The 16,625-nt window shown below is 38.8% G+C and carries 20 protein-coding genes (1 of these 20 only partly in view); 7 read left to right on the plus strand and 13 right to left on the minus strand.

Features of this window, described 5'->3' with window-relative positions; translation table 11 throughout:
• The first annotated feature begins 45 nt into the window (after positions 1-45).
• A complete protein-coding gene (locus tag TRESU_RS05300) occupies positions 46-1,302 on the plus strand; it encodes an HD domain-containing phosphohydrolase (RefSeq protein ID WP_013701252.1) in 1,257 nt (418 codons plus the stop codon).
• On the opposite strand, the gene TRESU_RS05305 is transcribed toward TRESU_RS05300, so the two are convergent.
• The 8 genes from TRESU_RS05305 to TRESU_RS05340 all read right to left on the minus strand — a co-directional run bounded on the left by TRESU_RS05305 (position 1,295) and on the right by TRESU_RS05340 (position 5,501).
• On the minus strand, positions 1,295-1,747 hold the full coding sequence (locus TRESU_RS05305) for a DUF188 domain-containing protein (protein WP_013701253.1): 453 nt from the start codon (positions 1,745-1,747) through the stop codon (positions 1,295-1,297). The genes TRESU_RS05300 and TRESU_RS05305 overlap by 8 nt on opposite strands.
• Positions 1,744-2,046: a cell division protein ZapA gene (locus TRESU_RS05310; RefSeq protein WP_013701254.1), complete on the minus strand. Its 303-nt coding sequence runs from the start codon at positions 2,044-2,046 to the stop codon at positions 1,744-1,746. Before TRESU_RS05310 ends, TRESU_RS05305 begins: the two co-directional genes overlap by 4 nt.
• A gap of 20 nt (positions 2,047-2,066) precedes the next feature.
• A complete protein-coding gene (locus TRESU_RS05315) occupies positions 2,067-2,540 on the minus strand; it encodes a hypothetical protein (protein WP_013701255.1) in 474 nt (157 codons plus the stop codon).
• 3 nt (positions 2,541-2,543) lie between these two features.
• Positions 2,544-2,903 carry a 50S ribosomal protein L20 gene (gene rplT, locus TRESU_RS05320; protein WP_013701256.1) on the minus strand — a complete coding sequence of 120 codons (360 nt, stop codon included), beginning with the start codon at positions 2,901-2,903 and terminating at the stop codon, positions 2,544-2,546.
• Positions 2,904-2,918: 15 nt separating this feature from the next.
• On the minus strand, positions 2,919-3,119 hold the full coding sequence (gene rpmI, locus TRESU_RS05325) for a 50S ribosomal protein L35 (protein WP_013701257.1): 201 nt from the start codon (positions 3,117-3,119) through the stop codon (positions 2,919-2,921).
• A 4-nt stretch (positions 3,120-3,123) separates the two neighbouring features.
• The gene (gene infC, locus TRESU_RS05330) at positions 3,124-3,654 is read right to left on the minus strand and encodes a translation initiation factor IF-3 (protein WP_013701258.1); all 531 of its coding nucleotides are present in this window, start codon (positions 3,652-3,654) and stop codon (positions 3,124-3,126) included.
• A gap of 55 nt (positions 3,655-3,709) precedes the next feature.
• Positions 3,710-4,363 (minus strand): hypothetical protein, encoded by a 654-nt coding sequence (locus TRESU_RS05335; protein WP_013701259.1) that lies wholly within the window; start codon positions 4,361-4,363, stop codon positions 3,710-3,712.
• A 133-nt stretch (positions 4,364-4,496) separates the two neighbouring features.
• Positions 4,497-5,501, minus strand: a complete 1,005-nt coding sequence (locus tag TRESU_RS05340; protein WP_013701260.1) for a class II fructose-bisphosphate aldolase — start codon at positions 5,499-5,501, stop codon at positions 4,497-4,499.
• Positions 5,502-5,727: 226 nt separating this feature from the next.
• On the opposite strand from TRESU_RS05340, the gene TRESU_RS05345 reads away from it, so the two are divergent.
• The 6 genes from TRESU_RS05345 (at position 5,728) to queA (ending at position 11,098) form a co-directional block, all read left to right on the plus strand.
• A complete protein-coding gene (locus TRESU_RS05345; protein ID WP_013701261.1) occupies positions 5,728-6,462 on the plus strand; it encodes a flagellar filament outer layer protein FlaA in 735 nt (244 codons plus the stop codon).
• A gap of 20 nt (positions 6,463-6,482) precedes the next feature.
• Complete coding sequence (locus tag TRESU_RS05350) at positions 6,483-7,208, plus strand: flagellar filament outer layer protein FlaA (protein ID WP_013701262.1); 726 nt, start codon at positions 6,483-6,485, stop codon at positions 7,206-7,208.
• Positions 7,209-7,276: 68 nt separating this feature from the next.
• The gene (locus tag TRESU_RS05355; protein WP_215904942.1) at positions 7,277-8,233 is read left to right on the plus strand and encodes a glycosyl hydrolase; all 957 of its coding nucleotides are present in this window, start codon (positions 7,277-7,279) and stop codon (positions 8,231-8,233) included.
• Positions 8,234-8,268: 35 nt separating this feature from the next.
• Entirely contained in the window at positions 8,269-8,889 is a 621-nt protein-coding gene (gene ruvA / locus TRESU_RS05360; protein WP_013701264.1) for a Holliday junction branch migration protein RuvA, read from the plus strand.
• Positions 8,890-8,945: 56 nt separating this feature from the next.
• Positions 8,946-10,028 carry a Holliday junction branch migration DNA helicase RuvB gene (gene ruvB / locus TRESU_RS05365; protein WP_081454809.1) on the plus strand — a complete coding sequence of 361 codons (1,083 nt, stop codon included), beginning with the start codon at positions 8,946-8,948 and terminating at the stop codon, positions 10,026-10,028.
• A gap of 29 nt (positions 10,029-10,057) precedes the next feature.
• Entirely contained in the window at positions 10,058-11,098 is a 1,041-nt protein-coding gene (gene queA / locus TRESU_RS05370) for a tRNA preQ1(34) S-adenosylmethionine ribosyltransferase-isomerase QueA (RefSeq protein ID WP_013701266.1), read from the plus strand.
• A 30-nt stretch (positions 11,099-11,128) separates the two neighbouring features.
• Here the strand turns inward: queA and TRESU_RS05375 are convergent, their stop codons facing one another.
• The 5 genes in view from TRESU_RS05375 to TRESU_RS05395 are tightly spaced (each overlapping or abutting the next) and all read right to left on the minus strand, a layout consistent with a single transcriptional unit that may run on beyond the window.
• Complete coding sequence (locus tag TRESU_RS05375) at positions 11,129-11,932, minus strand: FAD binding domain-containing protein (protein WP_041611994.1); 804 nt, start codon at positions 11,930-11,932, stop codon at positions 11,129-11,131.
• Positions 11,919-12,410: a (2Fe-2S)-binding protein gene (locus TRESU_RS05380; RefSeq protein ID WP_013701268.1), complete on the minus strand. Its 492-nt coding sequence runs from the start codon at positions 12,408-12,410 to the stop codon at positions 11,919-11,921. The genes TRESU_RS05375 and TRESU_RS05380 overlap by 14 nt, the downstream gene beginning before the upstream one ends.
• A complete protein-coding gene (locus TRESU_RS05385) occupies positions 12,382-14,700 on the minus strand; it encodes a xanthine dehydrogenase family protein (RefSeq protein ID WP_013701269.1) in 2,319 nt (772 codons plus the stop codon). The genes TRESU_RS05380 and TRESU_RS05385 overlap by 29 nt, the downstream gene beginning before the upstream one ends.
• Positions 14,693-15,892: a DegT/DnrJ/EryC1/StrS family aminotransferase gene (locus TRESU_RS05390; RefSeq protein ID WP_013701270.1), complete on the minus strand. Its 1,200-nt coding sequence runs from the start codon at positions 15,890-15,892 to the stop codon at positions 14,693-14,695. The genes TRESU_RS05385 and TRESU_RS05390 overlap by 8 nt, the downstream gene beginning before the upstream one ends.
• Positions 15,892-16,625, minus strand: partial view of a polysaccharide biosynthesis protein gene (locus TRESU_RS05395; RefSeq protein ID WP_013701271.1) — the 3' portion only. Its footprint extends 793 nt past the window's final position; the window shows 734 of its 1,527 coding nt (coding positions 794-1,527); its start codon lies beyond the right edge, outside the window; it ends in the stop codon at positions 15,892-15,894. Before TRESU_RS05395 ends, TRESU_RS05390 begins: the two co-directional genes overlap by 1 nt.

Genomic DNA, 16,625 nt, shown 5'->3' on the forward strand with positions numbered 1-16,625 from the left:
TGATTTATAATTTTGTAAATTGAAAAAAGTAAAGGACGTTGAACTATGTCTAAACAAGAAAGGAAACAGAGTCTTATAACGGAAATAGAAGAGCAGCTTAAAGAAATAAGAGACGTTGATATTCTTTTGGAAAATATTTTGACTGGTGCGCGTAAAATTGTCAATGCCGACGCTGGTTCAATTTATGAGTACGACAGCAAGGAAAACAAACTTTGGATTCGTTATAGTCAGAACGATACGATGCAGAATCAGCTTGCTCCCGGAGAAAAGCTTTCGTACACTTCTTTTTATCTTGTTCCTACAAACCAGTCGATTTCCGGCTACTGCGTTCTTTCCAAAAAACTTATAAATATTCCAGATGTCTATAACTTGCCTGATTTTGTCGATGATGAAAAAAAAGAAGTAAGGCTTTTTGAATTTAATTCGGCGAATGATGAAAAAAACGGCTATCACACAAAATCAATGCTTACGATTCCGCTCATAATGACAAACGGAAAAGTTCTTGGAATTCTTCAGATTATAAATGCCAAGGACGAGGACGGAAACGTTATTCCTTTTGACAAGGATTCTGAATTTTATATTTCCCAGTTTGCCGCAAAAGTCGGTTCGATTTACGAATATGCTTATCTTACAAGGCTTAATGTTGACCGTCTTGTAAAAACTGCCGGTTTCCGCGATCCAAAGGAAACGGGCGCGCACGTTGAAAGAGTTTCCCGCTTTTCTCTTGAAATATATGACCGCTATGCTTCTAACAAAAGGATTCCAGAAAAAGAACGAAATAAATTCCGTGATAATCTTCGTCTTGCCGCGAGATGCCACGATGTAGGAAAGGTTGCAATTCCTGATGAAATTTTAAAGAAGCAGGGAATTCTTGATGAAGATGAGCGCGATATTATGAAAGGGCACACTTGTGTTGGCGCGCAGATTTTTACTCCAGTTGAAAATGATTTGGATATAATGGCGCGCGATGTCTGTCTTCATCACCATGACCGCTGGGACGGAGGAAACAAGGGTTACCCTGGAAACTTTGACTATATGGATTATATTCCTGCAACAAAAATGCCGCACGAAATTGAACAGGCTTTAAAAGAGGATAAAATTCCACTTGCGGCAAGAATTGTTTCGCTTGCAGATGTTTATGACGCGCTTCGCCACAAAAGATGCTACAAGGCTGAATGGAGTGTTGAAGATACATTTAATGAAATCTGTGAGCAGCGCGGACATCAGTTTGATCCGGAACTTGTGGATGCCTTTATGCAGATAAAAGACCGTCTGGAAGATATTAACAACGCAATCAGCTGAACGAATTTTCAAGAAGGGCGGAGAAGACGCTTTTGAATTTTTCAAAATCTTTTCTGCTGTAGTTTTTCCATTTTCCGCCAGTTGAAACTCCAAGGCTTTTCATTTGAATACTTAGCATACGTTCTTCTATAAAATATTCGAGATTTTCTTTATTGAAAACAGTTCCCTTGTCATTCATTACTGATATTTTTTTGTTAAAAATTCTTTGCGCCAAAATTAAGTCTCTTGTTATAACTATATCGCCCGGCTTGGAATTTTCCACAATAAAATCGTCTGCGGAATTTTTTTCTTTGGAACATATTTCCATTTTGAAAAGTGGATTGCTAAATGAAAACGGAATATTTTTGTTTGCGGCAAATATTACTTTTAGATTTTTTTTGACCGCCGTATTTAAAATAAATTCTCTTGCATTTTTTTCGCATGAATCTGCGTCAACAAAAATCATTCCAATGCTCCGCTGATTTTTTCTATTATATTCTGCGCGATTCTTTCTGCTTTTTCATCATCTTCGGTTGGAACTGCTTTTGAAAGTGAAATAGATTTTTGTTTTTCCTTGTAAAGCTCATCTACGAGCGCAATTCCAGATAAAATGCTTATTTTTAATGAGTCTTTTACACCGGAAGAATTTTTTATGGATTCAGTGATTTCTTTATAATAGGATAGAAGTTTTGCAAGATAGGCATCGTCTTCTGAAGCCTGTGCGGAAAATGATGCTCCGAGCAATTCAATTTGAAGTTTTCCCAATGCAGTTTTTCTCCTGCGTATTAGAAAATATCAAACTGTCCGTTTAAATCTGTCTGCGGCTCAGCCGGATTTTCTTGCATTTGTTTTGGTTCTTCCTGCTGGAAAATCTGAGGTTCTGAAACAACTGTCTGCTCTGATGCCTGCTGCTCAGAATCTGTGTTTTCTTCCTGTGGAATTTCATTTTGAACTGGCTGTGATTCCGAAGAGTTTTCGTTGCCAGTTTGTACGCCTTGACCGCTAAGAATTGCATCTTCAACAGAGTCAAGACGATTTAATGTTTTCAAAATGCTCTCCTCGATCTTGGCCTGTGTTGATTCAATTGTAGAAACCAGCTCCGTTTTTTCAGAAAACGCTTTTGTAAGCTCGGCGCATTTACTACGCAAAGCATCGTTTTCAGATTCAAGCTGCGAAACTTTATCAGTCAGTGAACTGATTTTTTCAACAGCGGCTTCTACTTTTTCCTGCAACAACAAAACTTGATCGAGTTTAATCATTTTTTATGCCTTTACTGCGTTTTTTGCAACTTCAACAACAGCCTTGAATGCAACTGGATCTTCGATAGCCATATTGCTCAATGCTTTGCGGTTGAGTGTAACACCAGCTTTTACAAGACCGTCAATAAAACGGCTGTATGACATTCCTTCAGCGCGAACTGCCGCATTGATACGGGCAATCCAAAGGCTTCTGTAGTCACGCTTTTTAAGTTTGCGTCCAACATAAGAATGGTCAAGTGCTTTTACAACAGCGTCTTTTGCAGCTTTGTAATTTGATTTTCTGTCGCCTTTAAAGCCTTTTGCAAGCTTTAAGAGTTTTACACGGCGGTTTTTACGTTTTGTTCCATCTATCGCTCTAGACATCTTTTACTCCTAAAATCAGCCGTATGGAAGCTGCTGTTTGCGGATTCTTGCTGCTGAATCTTCAGAAAGAATTCCTGCATGGCGCAAGTGCATCTTTCTTTTTGGTGATCTCTTTGTCAAAATATGACGAAGATTCATTTTCTTGTACTTAACTTTTCCAGTACCGGTTAAAGAAAAGCGCTTTGATGCGGATTTCTTTGTTTTCATCTTAGGCATAGTTTTACCCCTGCTTTTTGACTTTTGAGTTCAAGGTCATAGACATGAATCTGCCTTCCATTGCGGCTGGCTTTTCGATTGCATAAGAACCTTCGACAAGTCTTTTTTCAACTTCTTTCAGTACATCATAACCAAGTTCTGTGTGTGCAAGCTCACGTCCGCGGAAACGGATTGTAACTTTCACTTTGTCGCCCTCGTTTAGAAATTCCTGAACATGCTTTGCTTTCGTGTCAAGGTCGCCTGCGCCGATTTTAGGCTGCATACGAATCTCCTTGAGCTTGAGTACTTTCTGGTTCTTTTTGGAGTCACGAAGCTTTTTCTCCTGTTCGAACTTGTACTTTCCGAAATCCAGTATTTTACAAACCGGCGGATTTGCGTTTGGCGAAACTTCTACAAGGTCGAGGTCTCGATCCTTTGCCATTCTGAGGGCTTCAATTGTAGGGACAATTCCCTTCTGTTCACCTTCATCATCAATGAGTCTGATCTCCCTTACGCGTATCTGTTCATTTACGCGCATACCTTTGTTGTCTGCCAATTATCCTCCTAGAGTATAAAATACTCGCATAGCATAACAAGTATTTTATCAGAAATTATAGAACTGTGTCTAGTGAATTTTCTTTGATGAACGTAATTTTATAGAAAATAAATGTTGCCATGGCAAAAATAACTGCGAGCACGGCGTGTGCAAATCCGAATATTTTAAAATACCACAAGGTTTGAATTGCCGGCAGTATGGATGAAATTACAACGAATGCAATTGCAAAAACTGCGGTTTTGTTTTTTTTCTTGGACTCTATGCTGAGTTTTATTTTCAAATAAAAAGCCTGAGAAAAAAATGCTGTGCAGATAAAGAGAATCGGATTTTCAAATAAAAAGAAAAATGAGTGTTTTTCAGGACTTGAAATTGATATATATGGAAGAAAAATTGCGTAAAATGATGCTAGCAGCGGAAATGCCGATGTTGTTTTGTATCTTGTTCCGTCTTTTGAAAATAAATCCCAGAACGCAAATAAAATTACCGGCGGAAAAAATGTTGTTTTCAGTATGTGCAGAAAATGCTCGAAAAATCCCGATGTGGCGACATAGGCTGAAAAAATAAAATATTCCTTGAAGATTGCTGAGACAATTCCTGCTGTAAGTCCGATTGCGATAGGACCAAAGAAACTTTTGAAGCTGTACTCAGTGTGAATGCAGCAATAAAAAATAACTGTAGCCGGAATCGATAAAATTAAAAATGAGTACATATTTGATTAGTTTAGCGGCAAAAAAGTTTTTTTTCAACAGTTTCATTATAAAGATATTTTTCGCATAAAAAAAACGGAGAAACTTCATATAAAATGAAATTCCCCCGTATAAAGAATTTATTTCTTTAATGGACTAGTCCAATGCGTGTCCTGCTGAACCAAGAACGTCAATGTTTTTGTGCATGTACATTTTCTTGAGTTCTTCGCGTGCAGGTCCGAGATATTCGCGTGGATCGAATTTATCCGGGTGCTCGGCGAGGAATCTGCGGACCGCCGCTGTCATTGCGAGGCGTCCGTCTGAGTCGATGTTGATTTTGCAAACTGCTGACTTTGAAGCCTTGCGGAGCTGCTCTTCCGGAATTCCAACTGAATCTGGAATTTTTCCGCCGAACTGCTCGATGATTCTTACATATTCCATTGGAACAGAAGATGAGCCGTGGAGTACGATTGGGAATCCTGGAAGCTGTTTTTCAATCGCTTCAAGAACATCGAATGCGAGTGGCGGTGGAATAAGAACTCCGTCCGGGCTGCGTGTGCACTGCTCTGGTGTGAATTTGCATCTTCCGTGTGAAGTTCCGATTGAGATTGCGAGAGAATCGCATCCTGTCTTGCTTGTGAAATCAACAACTTCTTCCGGTTTTGTGTAGTGGCTTTCAGCTGAGGCAACTTCATCTTCAACACCTGCGAGAACACCAAGCTCAGCTTCTACTGTAACGTAGTCTTTCTGTGAGTGCGCGTATTCAACAACTTTCTTTGTAACAGCGATGTTCTCTTCATAAGGAAGTGAAGAGCCGTCAATCATTACAGAAGAGAATCCATTGTCAATGCAGTCTTTTGCAACTTCAAAGTTAGGACCGTGGTCAAGGTGAAGAACGATCGGAATGTCGCATCCAAGCTCATGTGCGTATTCAACAGCTCCGCGGGCCATGTTGCGCAGAATGTACTTGTCTGCATAAGCTCTTGCGCCCTTTGAAACCTGAAGGATTACAGGTGATTTTGTTTCAACGCAAGCCTGAATAATTGCCTGCATCTGTTCCATGTTGTTGAAGTTGTATGCTGGAATCGCATATTTGCCTTTCATTGCCTTTGCAAACAAATCTTTTGTGTTTACAAGTCCAAGATCTTTGTAACTGTACATATTAGCTCCTTGTATCCGGAATGTTCGGACTTTTAATAAGATAAAACATTTAAATGCAAAATTCAAGACTGAAACCGAATTGCAAAATACTTTATAAATCATTTGACAAAAAATGATTGTGTAAATATAATAAATGTTGATAATTTAGTTGATTTTTTTTTAATCAGTTAAATAAAATAAAAACTTGGCGATACATGAAAAACAATCGTACTCAAGGAGATTTTTAATGAAAAAGGGCGTAGTCATTTTAGGTAGCCTGATTCTTGGACTTGCATTCTGCGTGCCGGCAGTAGCTCAGCCAAGCTCTAAGGCTGTTGAAACAATTGTTATCGACAACTTCGATACAGATATGGAATGGTCTTGGGCTGTTCAGTCTAGCCGTTTCATTGCTGAAGGCTATCCGATTTTGAAAAAGTTTGAAGGAATTCCAAATTCATTGATTCCTTACCACAAAGATTCAGATCCTGCCGCGATGGTCTTGGGTGTGAAGGCAAAATATGATCGCAAAGGCGATAACTGGTTTGAAGTTTATCCTTCTAAAGATGACGCTGCCTATGAAATTCCTTTTGTAGGAACTGTTACACAGGTTGACTTTTGGGTTTGGGGCGCAAACTATAACTATAGGCTTGAGATTCTTGTTCGTGATGCGGACGGTCGTGTTCATTCTCTTAAAGCCGGAAACCTTATGTTCAATGGCTGGAGGAATGTTGTTGTGAATATTCCTGGATATATCCGCCAGCATTCAAGAATCCGCTCGGGAAGAACGAACATGAGTTTTGTTGGATTTAGGATCCGCTCGGATGCGAATGAAGCTGTTGACGATTACGTTATCTATTTTGATCAGTTGAAATATACAACAAACACTCTTGCAAACGTATATGATGGATATGCTTTGAAAGATGCGGATTTCGGCGAGTCAGAGACATCATCTTCTGATAATACAGAAACAACAGTTCAATAAAGAATAAAGGTGGAAGACAAATGAAAAAAATAAGTTTTGCTGTTTTAGCGTTGGCTGCTGTTTTTGCTGGAACTGCTTTTTCTCAGACAGACAGTCTTTCTGAGCCGGATGCATCAAATATCGGAAATGACAGTGCTCGCCAGGCTCTTCGCGAGGTGAGTGTAGACCGTTTTGAAAGAGAAGGTTCCTGGAATGTTCATATTTCTTCTGACAACGGAGTTATTACAGGACGTTTGTTTGAAGGAAGTCCTGCTGCAAAAGAGGAATTAAATGATTCTGGAAATCAGCAGATTGAAGATACAAAAGTTCTTGGTGTTAAAGTTGAATTTTTCCGCCGTGGTGTAAATTCATTCTATATCACAGCTGCCCGGCCGATTCCTATTGAAGGCGTTACAAAGACAGTTTCTATTTGGGCTTGCGGACGCAATATGGGACATCAGCTTTGGCTTTTGGTTCAGGATTACAATGGAAACAACTTTGAAATTTGGATGGGTTCATTGGAATTCAGCGGATGGAAAAAACTTACAACCGCCATTCCTCCTTCTCCAGATAGCGAGCATGGAATTGTTCAGCAGAGTGTATATCATGGAGATAGACCTGGACTTCGCGTTGTTGGATTCCGTGTAGACTGCAATCCTATGGAAGCAAGAGGCGCTTTCTATATGTATCTTGATGACATGAGAGCTGTAACAGATCTTTATGACCTTGAAAATAAAGATGAAGATGATATGATGGATAACTGGTAGTCTTTTTCCAGTTGTTCGACAGGCTGTCCTAGAAGTTGTTGACTTCATAAGGGGGCAGCCTTTTTTTTATGCAAAATTTACAAGGAATATTTATGGTTCAAACTGCAAATAAAAATGCGATTCCTGTTGCAAAAAAACTTCTTGAGTGTCTTTATGAAATTTCTGGAAAAAAAATCATAACAGGTCAGCATACTCAGACTGTACCAATGGAAGAAATAAACTTCATAAAATCCATTACAGGAAAAGAACCTAAGCTTAGAGGCTTTGAACTTTTGTCTTATTCTCCAAATATAAATTATGCTGAATCTGATTCCGAGTGCCTTATCGAAGTTGAAGAAAATAAAAATACAGTTGAGCAAGCGTTGAAGTGGGCTAGTGAATCTTCTGATATTTTAACTTTTACTTTCCATTGGTTTTCGCCGCTTGGGGGAAAAGGAAAAAGCTTTTATTCAAAGAATACTGATTTTGATGCGGAAAGAATTCTTGTAAAAGGAACAGAAGAACGTAAAAAATTCTTTAGCGACATGGATTCAATTGCGGAAATTCTGAAAAAGTTCAGTAATGTTCCTATTCTTTGGCGGCCTTTTCATGAAAGTTACGGCGATTGGTTTTGGTGGGGTGCAAAAGGTCCTGTTGTTGCTGGAAAGCTTTACGAGCTTATGTTTGATTATTATACGAATGTTCATAAGCTGAATAATTTGCTTTGGGTTTGGAACAGCGATGTAAAAGAAGCATATCCGGGAGATGACAAAGTTGATGTGGTTTCAATTGATGTTTACCGTCCTGAATACGAGCCGACAGATTATTCAGCTGAATATTTTAAGCTTTGCGAAGGCTCTTCAAAAAATAAAGTTTGCGCTCTTGCGGAAGTCGGCTACATTCCGGATGTTTCAATTCTGGAAAAAACGCATATTCCTTGGGCTTATTATATGACTTGGTCAAAAGAATTTTGCATCGGCGAAAAATACAATACGAAAGAGTCGCTTCTAAAAATGTATGAAAGTCCGTATGCCGTAACTCTTTGATTGTTTCTTTTTGGGAATTTATATATAATCTTGCCATGTTTAACAGTCTGACTGGAGTTGTTACCGGAAAATTTCCGCAGAAACTTTTTATAGAAACAAATGGAATTGAGTGGGATGTTACCGTTCCCGACACTTCGCTTGAAAAAATTCCGTCGGTGGGAATCAAAGGACGCGTTTTTGTCTGGATGCAGCACACTGAAAATTTAATGTCGCTTTTTGGATTTGCTACGGAAAATGAAAGGGCTTTATTTTTTGATCTTTTAAAAGTTGATGGAATCGGACCGAAAGGCGCGGTAAAAATTATGAGCAATATTTCCGTTGCGGCTCTGGCTGAAATTCTTGACAGCGGCGATGTTGATGCGTTGAAAAAAGTTCCAGGAGTCGGACCAAAAACTGCTGGAAAAATTATTTTGAGTTTAAAAGGAAAGCTTTCGTTTGTTTCAAATGAAAAAATATCTAGTGCAGTTAGAAAAAATAATGCCTACTCAGATGTGATTGACGCGCTTGTGAGCATGGGCTATGACCGCGCAAAGGCAGAGGATGCTGTTTCAAAAATTTCTTCAGAGCTTCAGTCTGATGAAAAATTCTCTTTGCTTAGCCAAAATGCAAAAGAAGATTCAGTATTTAAAAAATCAATTCTGGAGCTTGCAAGATGAATAAAAGTGTAAATGCCAGAAGTTCTTATATGAAAAAGCCTTCCGAAGAAGACGAAATGAATATTGTTACGCAGCTTGCGCTTCAGGCTGCTCAGGGAAAATCGGCGGAATCTTCTGTGAATATTGTTCGCGCCGATATTGCTTCTTCAGATGATGTTCAGGAAAATTCTTTGCGGCCTGCACTTTTAGGTGAATTTCTTGGGCAGCAAACGGTAAAAGAAAATCTTAGTGTTTTTATAGATGCGGCAAGAAAACGACACGAAGCTTTGGATCACTTGTTTTTGATTGGACCGCCTGGACTTGGGAAAACAACTTTGGCGCAAATTACCGCAAACGAGCTTGGTGCGGACTTTAAAGTTACTAGTGCGCCTGCATTGGAAAAGCCAAAGGATCTTGCGGGAATTCTTTCAACAATTTCTCCGAGGACCGTTTTTTTTATTGATGAAATTCACAGATTGAAACCTGCAATTGAAGAAATGCTTTATATTGCGATGGAGGATTATGAGCTTGACTGGGTTATCGGTCAAGGAGCCGCTGCAAGAACTGTCAGGATTCCGATTCCGAAATTCACTCTTGTAGGCGCGACAACAAAAGCCGGCATGGTTTCAAGTCCGCTTATAAGCCGCTTTGGAATTATACAGCGTTTCAGTTTTTACACGAAAGAAGAACTTGCTTCGATAATCCGGCGTTCTGCAAAAATTTTAAATGTTCAAGTTGAAGACGATGCGGCTTTGCTTATGGCAGGATGCTCTAGAGGAACTCCGCGTGTTACAAACAGAATTCTTCGGCGCATGAGAGATTTTGCGCAAGTTGAAGGAAGCGGCGTTATTACAAAATCAATTGTGAAAAAAGGGCTTGAGCGTCTTGGAGTTGATTCTTTGGGACTTGAAAATTATGACAGGGAAATTCTTCTTGCGATTATAAAAAAATTCGGTGGAGGACCAGTTGGTGCGGAAACTCTTGCCATTTCAATTGGGGAATCGATGGACACTCTTGAAGATTATTATGAGCCTTATTTGATTCAGTGCGGACTTTTACAGAGAACTCCCCGCGGAAGAGTCGCCACAGAAAAAGCTTACAATCATCTTGGAATTTCTTTTGAAGAAAATGCAAAGTCAGAGCCAGTTTTTGATTTTTAAAATAAACAACTTTTTTTTAGGAAAAATATATGAAGACCAGTGACTTTAATTTTGATTTGCCGGAAGAGCTTATTGCGCAGAAACCTTCTGGAATCCGCGGAAATGACAAGCTTATGTTTTTGGATAAATCGACGGGAAAAGTTTTTCATTATGCCATGAAGGATTTAGTTGATTTGGTTGAGCCCGGAACTTTAATGGTTTTCAACAATAGCAAAGTCCGCCGAAGCCGATGCTACGGAATAAAAACAGACACAGGGCGCGAGCAGGAATTTATGTTTTTAAATCAAACTTCACCCGAAGGAAATATCTGGAATACGATGGTCAAGGGCGCGAAAAAAGTGAAGCCGGGAAATGTCTATAAGTTTCCAGATGGAAGCGAAGGCAAAATTGTTTCTGATTCAAAAAATGATGGAACTGAATTTAGATTTATAGAATTTCCGTTCAGGCTTACAGAAGTTTGGTTTGAAAAAAACGGACACATTCCGCTTCCGCCTTATATCCGGCGCGAAGATGATGATACAGACAGCGAACGTTATCAGACTATTTACGCAAAAGAAACTGGAAGCGCGGCTTGTCCTACGGCGGGGCTTCATTTTACAGAATTTGTTTTGGAAAAGCTAAAGGAAAAGAATGTTGACCTTGAATGGATAACGCTTCATGTGGGACTTGGAACTTTTCTTCCTGTGCGCGCGGATAATATTGAAGAGCATAAAATGCATGAGGAATTTTATACAGTTCCTTATGATGTTGCAGAAAAAATCAATTCAGCAAAGAAAGAAGGCAGACCGGTTCTTGCTGTTGGAACTACAAGTGTAAGAACTTTGGAAAGTGCTTCGGATGAAAATGGAATTGTACATGGCGGAACAAGAAGCACAAATATTTTTATGTATCCGGGATATAAATTTAAAGTTGTGGATCAAATGTTTACAAATTTTCATACACCGGAAAGCACGCTCATTATGCTTGTGAGCGCATTTGCTGGACGTGAAAATATTTTGAATGCATACAAAATTGCAGTTGAAAATAGATACCGCTTTTTTAGCTACGGAGACGCAATGCTTATAAAATAACGGGCAAATTTTAAATGAGGAATTTTATTTTTACATAAGCTGTTCAAAAGCATTTCGAAGCAGATTTAGAAATTGGGCTTTTAAAATCAGTTCTGAATCTGTTATTGTATTCTGCTCAACAAAAATTTTTTTTGCGTTGTCAATCAAATCATCGATTGTTTTTGCAGAAAGAGGAAGCCTTGTTCCAATAATTCTGTTTTCAAATTCCGGCGAATAGAAAAATACTTTTCCTGCAAATGCGATTCTTATTTTTGCAATCATTCCGCGCTGTGTATCTGCAAGAAATGCAAAGCTTGCGGAAAGTTCGTTTATTGTGTTTGAAGGTCCGACTCTTTTGAAAATTTCAACTTCCCATTCATCAAGCGGGATTCTTACTTTTGTCAAAATGTGCTTTTCAGGAATACCTGTGAATTTGTTAAACGGAATAAAAAGAGTTTCATTTTGATTTTTAATTTCCAGCCGTGCATTCAGTGCGAGTAGGGGAGCCCAAAGTGTATATTTAAAATCTTTGGCGCAAATATTTCCACCTAAAGTCGCAATGTTTTTAATTTGTTCTGTGCCAATTGATTTGAGAGCTTTTGCAAGGACTACCGGAAGTTTTTGTCCGCCTGTTAGAATCATATTTGCAATTGAAACTGCGCTGCCGAATTCTATATGTCTCTCTTTTCTGTCTATGATGTTAAGCTCTGGAATCATTCTAAGCGAAACTGATTTGTCTTGAATTTTTTTTAGCTGTGTGCAGCCTGCAAGAAGCTGAATTTCATTTACGCTTTTTATGTGGTAAAAAACATCGGATAAGGTTTTTGAAATAAATACTGTTTTACTTTTTGGCATTTGAACTTTTTCCCTCTCTTGCATGTTTTTCGGCGACTGCATAAAGAATTCCATTTGTCAGTGTGGAAAAATCTGTGCAGCACGAGTCCAAATTTTTTATTGCTGAATATATTTGATCCAAAGTCGGGCGGTAGTAATTTTTTAAAATAGTGTAGGCTGTAAAAATTTTTCCGGCATTGCAGTATCCGCATAAATTTATTCCTGCCTTGGAAAAACCTGCGATTATATCTTGATAGCACGGATTGCTTTGAAAATATTCAAGAGTTATAATGTGGCAGTCGCGGGTAATTCCAACTGGAATAAGGCAGCTTGCGGCGGATTTGTCATTAAGCAAAATCATGCAGTTTCCGCACATTCCTTTTTGGCAACCGCATTTTACGCTGTAAAGTTTTTCCTTGCGTAAGACAGACAGCAGGGATTCTGTTGGCTCTGCGGAAAGAACTATTTTTTTATTGTTCAGATACAGCGGAATTTTCATTTTGAGTTTCCTCCTTTTCTGTCTGTTCTTTGTTTTTTTGCTCGGCTTCTTGCTCTTTCTGAGATTTTATTTTTGCCTTTTGCTCTTTGATTTTTTTGTAGAGCGAATCAGTTTTCAGCGGAAGTGAATTTATTGTGCAGTTCAAGGCTTGAGTTAACGCTTGCGTGTATGCGGCTGGAATAACCTGATGCACAAGTTCTCCTATTTGCGATGGGTCTTTTTCTGATTGCATAAAGGAAATTTTTATGTTCTTGCATTCAACCTTGTCATCTTCAAGAAGCGATGAAAGAACCTTTTGTATTCCAAGTTTTACTGTGGAAGTTGCGGCTTGAATGTTAAGAATTTTTCCGCCGTTCAAAACAAGATTTATGCTTCTGAGTTTTTCACGGTATGTGCATGGATTTATTTCCAGTTCAATTGCGGCTGCGGCAAAAGATGTTGAATGAAACGGTTTTCCCGAAAAAGTTTCATTATTCCATTCTGTTTTTTTTACAGCTGCAGTTTTCTTTTTTACCTTGAACGGAAGCGGTTCGTCCGGCTTTCTTCTTTTTATTGCAAGGCAGCATTTTTTCAAAAGCGAAGTCATTATGCTTATATTGCTGTATACATTTTCTGGAAGCGGTGGCTCTTCTCCGTTACTGAATAGTGAATTTATTTTTACGCAAAGAAGCGGAATGTTTAAAATTTCAGCGGCGATTCCTCTCCATATTTCATGCACGGAATTTGAAACTGGAGGGCAGTGGATTGTTAAAACTGAATCTGTTTCCAGCGTTACTTCAAGAGTGTGGCTTCCGTTGTAAATTTCCGAGCCGTAATATCCGGCTCCCTCAAACGCGCACGAAAATCCGATTCCGCGCATTGGAGATGAAAAAACTGAAACATATTCTTTTGGACCGCTTCCTAGTTTCCAGTTCATGGCGTCAAGTCTGTAAGAAGCATATTTTCTGTTGAAATCGCTTTGCTTGGAAAGAGCTTCGATCGTCTCGTTGAATTTTTCAATTTCAAAAAGAAACTGTGCTTTTGGAATTTTTCTTTTTGTAAAATCTATGTTCAAATGATTTTTCTGCCGGAACTCTAAAGGCGTAAGATTGCATTTATTGCAAAGTTCATTAATCTGATTTTCAACAGCGAAAAATGCCGCGGAATCAATCAGCTGGATGTCAACCGAAGATGCAGGATTTAAGGAACTTTTTGCAGTTGCCGTTATAAAAGTATTTTTTGGATTGTAGCAGCCGCATGAAGCAATTGAAAGTCTGTCGATTATTTCCTGTGCAAACGGATTTGCAAAGCCTGCGTCTACTTCAATTTGAATTTTCATAGCTTCAATAACGCCTTTTTCGTTTACCGCAGTTTTGTTCCTGATTGAAATGGGCTGCATCTTGTTCAGAAATTTTTCCTGCTCGTTTCTTGTGTAGACAAGCTTTACAGGGTGACCTGTTTTTTTTGCGGCAACCGCAGTCTGGCAGGCAATTATTGAATTGTACCAAATGCTGTTTGTTCCTCTGTTTGTTGAAGTTGTTTTTCTTATTGTTATTGATTCAGGAGGAATTGCAAGCGCTTCTGAAGCTGTGTGCCTTAAATTGTTCAGCCATTGAGTTGGGGTTGAGATTGTTACATAATTTTCTTTCCATGAGCACATTGCGCCGTTTGGTTCTCCGTAATCTGGAGTTTTCAAGGCATAGCGCCATTCGTTTTCCGCAACATATTTTGCTTCTTCAAAAATTTTTTCTATGCAGGATTCATCATCTGATTTTTCAAAACAAGGACCGAACTTTATAATTCTCTGCGCAAGTTTGTCTGAAAAAAATTCTTCTTTGATTTCCTTGATGTTTTTAAGCTCTTCATTTTGAATTTTTAATTCTTTCTTTGTTTGTTTCTTTCCTGAATTTTCAACAGCCTTTGCATTTATGTCAAATTCATCAGGAAGGTAATCCTCGATTGTGTTTGTGTCAATTGTCAAAACAAGCTCATCAAAAAGCGACTGCAAAACAGCTTCGTCGGGACCGACCAAAAGTGCAAGCGGCTCTCCTTCATACGAAATATTTCCTTCACAGAAAATAGGAATTTTTCCTTTTGAAGTATCGACTAAATTTGAACCCGGAACATCACGCGCAGTTACAAGACTGTAGCCGTCCGGCAAGTTTGGATGCGAAACTGATTTTACAATTCCTTCGCTTACTGGACTTCTTACAATCATTGCAAAATACATATCGTCCATTGTAAGGTCGCTGTAAAATTCTTTCTGAAAAGAAACTTTTGAATTTTTCTTTGCATATAAAGCTTTAGGCATGATATTTTTCTCCAATTTCTTTCACTGCCTGAATAACATATTTTGTCATTTCTTCTGTCATGTCCGGCCAGAGCGGGATTGAAATTGATTCCTGGAATTTTTTTTCAGCCTCAGGAAATTTTTCCTTTGTGAAATCAGGGTAGAGTTTCTTCCAGTATGAAAAGTGAAAAAGCGGAATAAAATGCACGCTTATTCCAATTCCCATTTCTTGAAGCATAGAAGCAAATTCATTCCTTGTGCATTTTAACTTTAAAAGGTCAAGTCTCAGAATGTAAAGATGGCAGGCGTCTCCTTCCGAAGTCGGAGGAATTTTTACAAAATCCATTTTTGAAAAAGCGTCATTGTATTTTTTTACGTGAACTTTTCGCTTTGCATCGAGAATGTCGGCTTTTTTTAGCTGAACTCTTGCTATTGCAGAAAGAATGTCCGGCAAGTTGCTTTTGAATCCCGAAGCCACAATGTCGTATTCCCAGCTTGCTTTATTCGAAGTGTATCTGTCCCAGGCATCCCGGTTCATTCCGTGAAGCCTCATTTGAAGAATTCTTTCAGCAGTTTTTTTGTCTTTTACACAAACCATTCCGCCTTCGCCGCAAGTGATTGTTTTTGTTGCATAAAATGAAAATACTCCTGCGTCTCCGATTGTTCCGGCAAATCCAAGACTCGTTTTGCTTGGAAATGAATGTGCGCAGTCTTCTATTACTTTTACATTGTATTTTTCAGCAAGCTCCATTATATGTTTCATGTTGCACACATTTCCTGCAATGTGAACGGGAACTATTGCGGCGACATTTTTTCCATGCGGACTTTTTAAAATCTCTTCAATTTTTTCTGGATCTATTGAATAGTTTTCTTTTTCAATGTCGGCAAAATAAACGTCAGCTCCAAGGTGCCGCGCACTGGCTGCTGTGGACACAAAAGTGTAGGGCGTTGTTATAACTGCTTTGCCAGGTTTTACGCCAAGAGCTTCCATTGCAAGAATCATTCCGCTTGTGTTGCTGTTAACTGCAAGCGCAAATGGAGAATTTATTTTTTGCGCGAATTCCTTTTCAAATTCATGAGTTTCTTTTCCTGTTGTAAGCCAGCCGCTTCTTAAAACATTTGTGCAGGCTTGCTCTTCTTCTTCTGAAATTGATGCTTTAAAAAAAGGCACGTTCATTTTTTTTAGTTCTGTTTTTTGCTCGCTTAAACTCATTATAAAACCGCCTTTGCATAAGACTTTTCATTTTTTGCTGATAAGTTTTCTTCACGCTTGTAAAATTCGTCAAGGGTTGGAACTGCTTTTCTTAGAATTTTTTTCAGTTCACCACTGTTCCTGTAAAGTTCTTCTTTACCTTTAGAAAGCACGCAGATTGGATTTAAAGAATCAATCAACTTATCAAGTGAAAAATTTTTAGGAGAAATATTTGTGAGCTTTAGAATTTTTTTGTATTCTGTAGGCTCAGGATTTTCTTCTTTTAGCCACAAAGGTTCTTCCAAGCGTTCGCCTTTTCTTGCTCCGATAAACTGAATTTTTATTTCTTTGTCCGGCGTAAATCCAGAAAACTTTATTACCTGCTTTGCAAGCTCCAGAATTTTTATAGGCTCGCCCATGTCCAAAAGGTACGATGCTCCGTTTGTTCCAACGCCTCCAGTCTGAAGCACAAGAGAGCAGGCCTCTGGAATTGTCATAAAGTAGCGTTCCATTTGTGGATCGGTTACAGTTACAGGACCTCCGTTTTGAATCTGCTCCATAAAAATAGGAAGAATTGAGCCTCGGCTTCCAAGAACATTTCCGAAGCGGACAAACATAAACGCTTGGTTTTTCTTTGCGTTTTGCGCGGCTTGAATTACAAGTTTTTCACATAGCATTTTGCTTGCGCCGTAAACGCTTACAGGCTCAACGGCTTTGTCTGTTGAAATAAGCACGAATTTTTCAGTTCCAGATT

Source organism: Treponema succinifaciens DSM 2489, from assembly GCF_000195275.1.
In the GTDB taxonomy this organism is placed as follows: Bacteria; Spirochaetota; Spirochaetia; order Treponematales; family Treponemataceae; genus Treponema_D; species Treponema_D succinifaciens.

What these genes read in the sequence shown, in the direction of transcription:
- TRESU_RS05390 (WP_013701270.1), bottom strand. Translation starts at nt 15,892, where the DNA reads ATGAGTTTAAGCGAGCAAAAAACAGAACTAAAAAAAATGAACGTGCCT.
- TRESU_RS05355 (WP_215904942.1), top strand. Translation starts at nt 7,277, where the DNA reads ATGCAAAATTTACAAGGAATATTTATGGTTCAAACTGCAAATAAAAAT.
- ruvA (WP_013701264.1), top strand. Translation starts at nt 8,269, where the DNA reads ATGTTTAACAGTCTGACTGGAGTTGTTACCGGAAAATTTCCGCAGAAA.
- ruvB (WP_081454809.1), top strand. Translation starts at nt 8,946, where the DNA reads ATGAATATTGTTACGCAGCTTGCGCTTCAGGCTGCTCAGGGAAAATCG.
- TRESU_RS05375 (WP_041611994.1), bottom strand. Translation starts at nt 11,932, where the DNA reads ATGCCAAAAAGTAAAACAGTATTTATTTCAAAAACCTTATCCGATGTT.
- TRESU_RS05305 (WP_013701253.1), bottom strand. Translation starts at nt 1,747, where the DNA reads ATGATTTTTGTTGACGCAGATTCATGCGAAAAAAATGCAAGAGAATTT.
- rplT (WP_013701256.1), bottom strand. Translation starts at nt 2,903, where the DNA reads ATGTCTAGAGCGATAGATGGAACAAAACGTAAAAACCGCCGTGTAAAA.
- TRESU_RS05300 (WP_013701252.1), top strand. Translation starts at nt 46, where the DNA reads ATGTCTAAACAAGAAAGGAAACAGAGTCTTATAACGGAAATAGAAGAG.
- TRESU_RS05385 (WP_013701269.1), bottom strand. Translation starts at nt 14,700, where the DNA reads ATGCCTAAAGCTTTATATGCAAAGAAAAATTCAAAAGTTTCTTTTCAG.
- queA (WP_013701266.1), top strand. Translation starts at nt 10,058, where the DNA reads ATGAAGACCAGTGACTTTAATTTTGATTTGCCGGAAGAGCTTATTGCG.
- TRESU_RS05345 (WP_013701261.1), top strand. Translation starts at nt 5,728, where the DNA reads ATGAAAAAGGGCGTAGTCATTTTAGGTAGCCTGATTCTTGGACTTGCA.
- TRESU_RS05315 (WP_013701255.1), bottom strand. Translation starts at nt 2,540, where the DNA reads ATGATTAAACTCGATCAAGTTTTGTTGTTGCAGGAAAAAGTAGAAGCC.
- rpmI (WP_013701257.1), bottom strand. Translation starts at nt 3,119, where the DNA reads ATGCCTAAGATGAAAACAAAGAAATCCGCATCAAAGCGCTTTTCTTTA.
- TRESU_RS05340 (WP_013701260.1), bottom strand. Translation starts at nt 5,501, where the DNA reads ATGTACAGTTACAAAGATCTTGGACTTGTAAACACAAAAGATTTGTTT.
- TRESU_RS05335 (WP_013701259.1), bottom strand. Translation starts at nt 4,363, where the DNA reads ATGTACTCATTTTTAATTTTATCGATTCCGGCTACAGTTATTTTTTAT.
- TRESU_RS05380 (WP_013701268.1), bottom strand. Translation starts at nt 12,410, where the DNA reads ATGAAAATTCCGCTGTATCTGAACAATAAAAAAATAGTTCTTTCCGCA.
- TRESU_RS05350 (WP_013701262.1), top strand. Translation starts at nt 6,483, where the DNA reads ATGAAAAAAATAAGTTTTGCTGTTTTAGCGTTGGCTGCTGTTTTTGCT.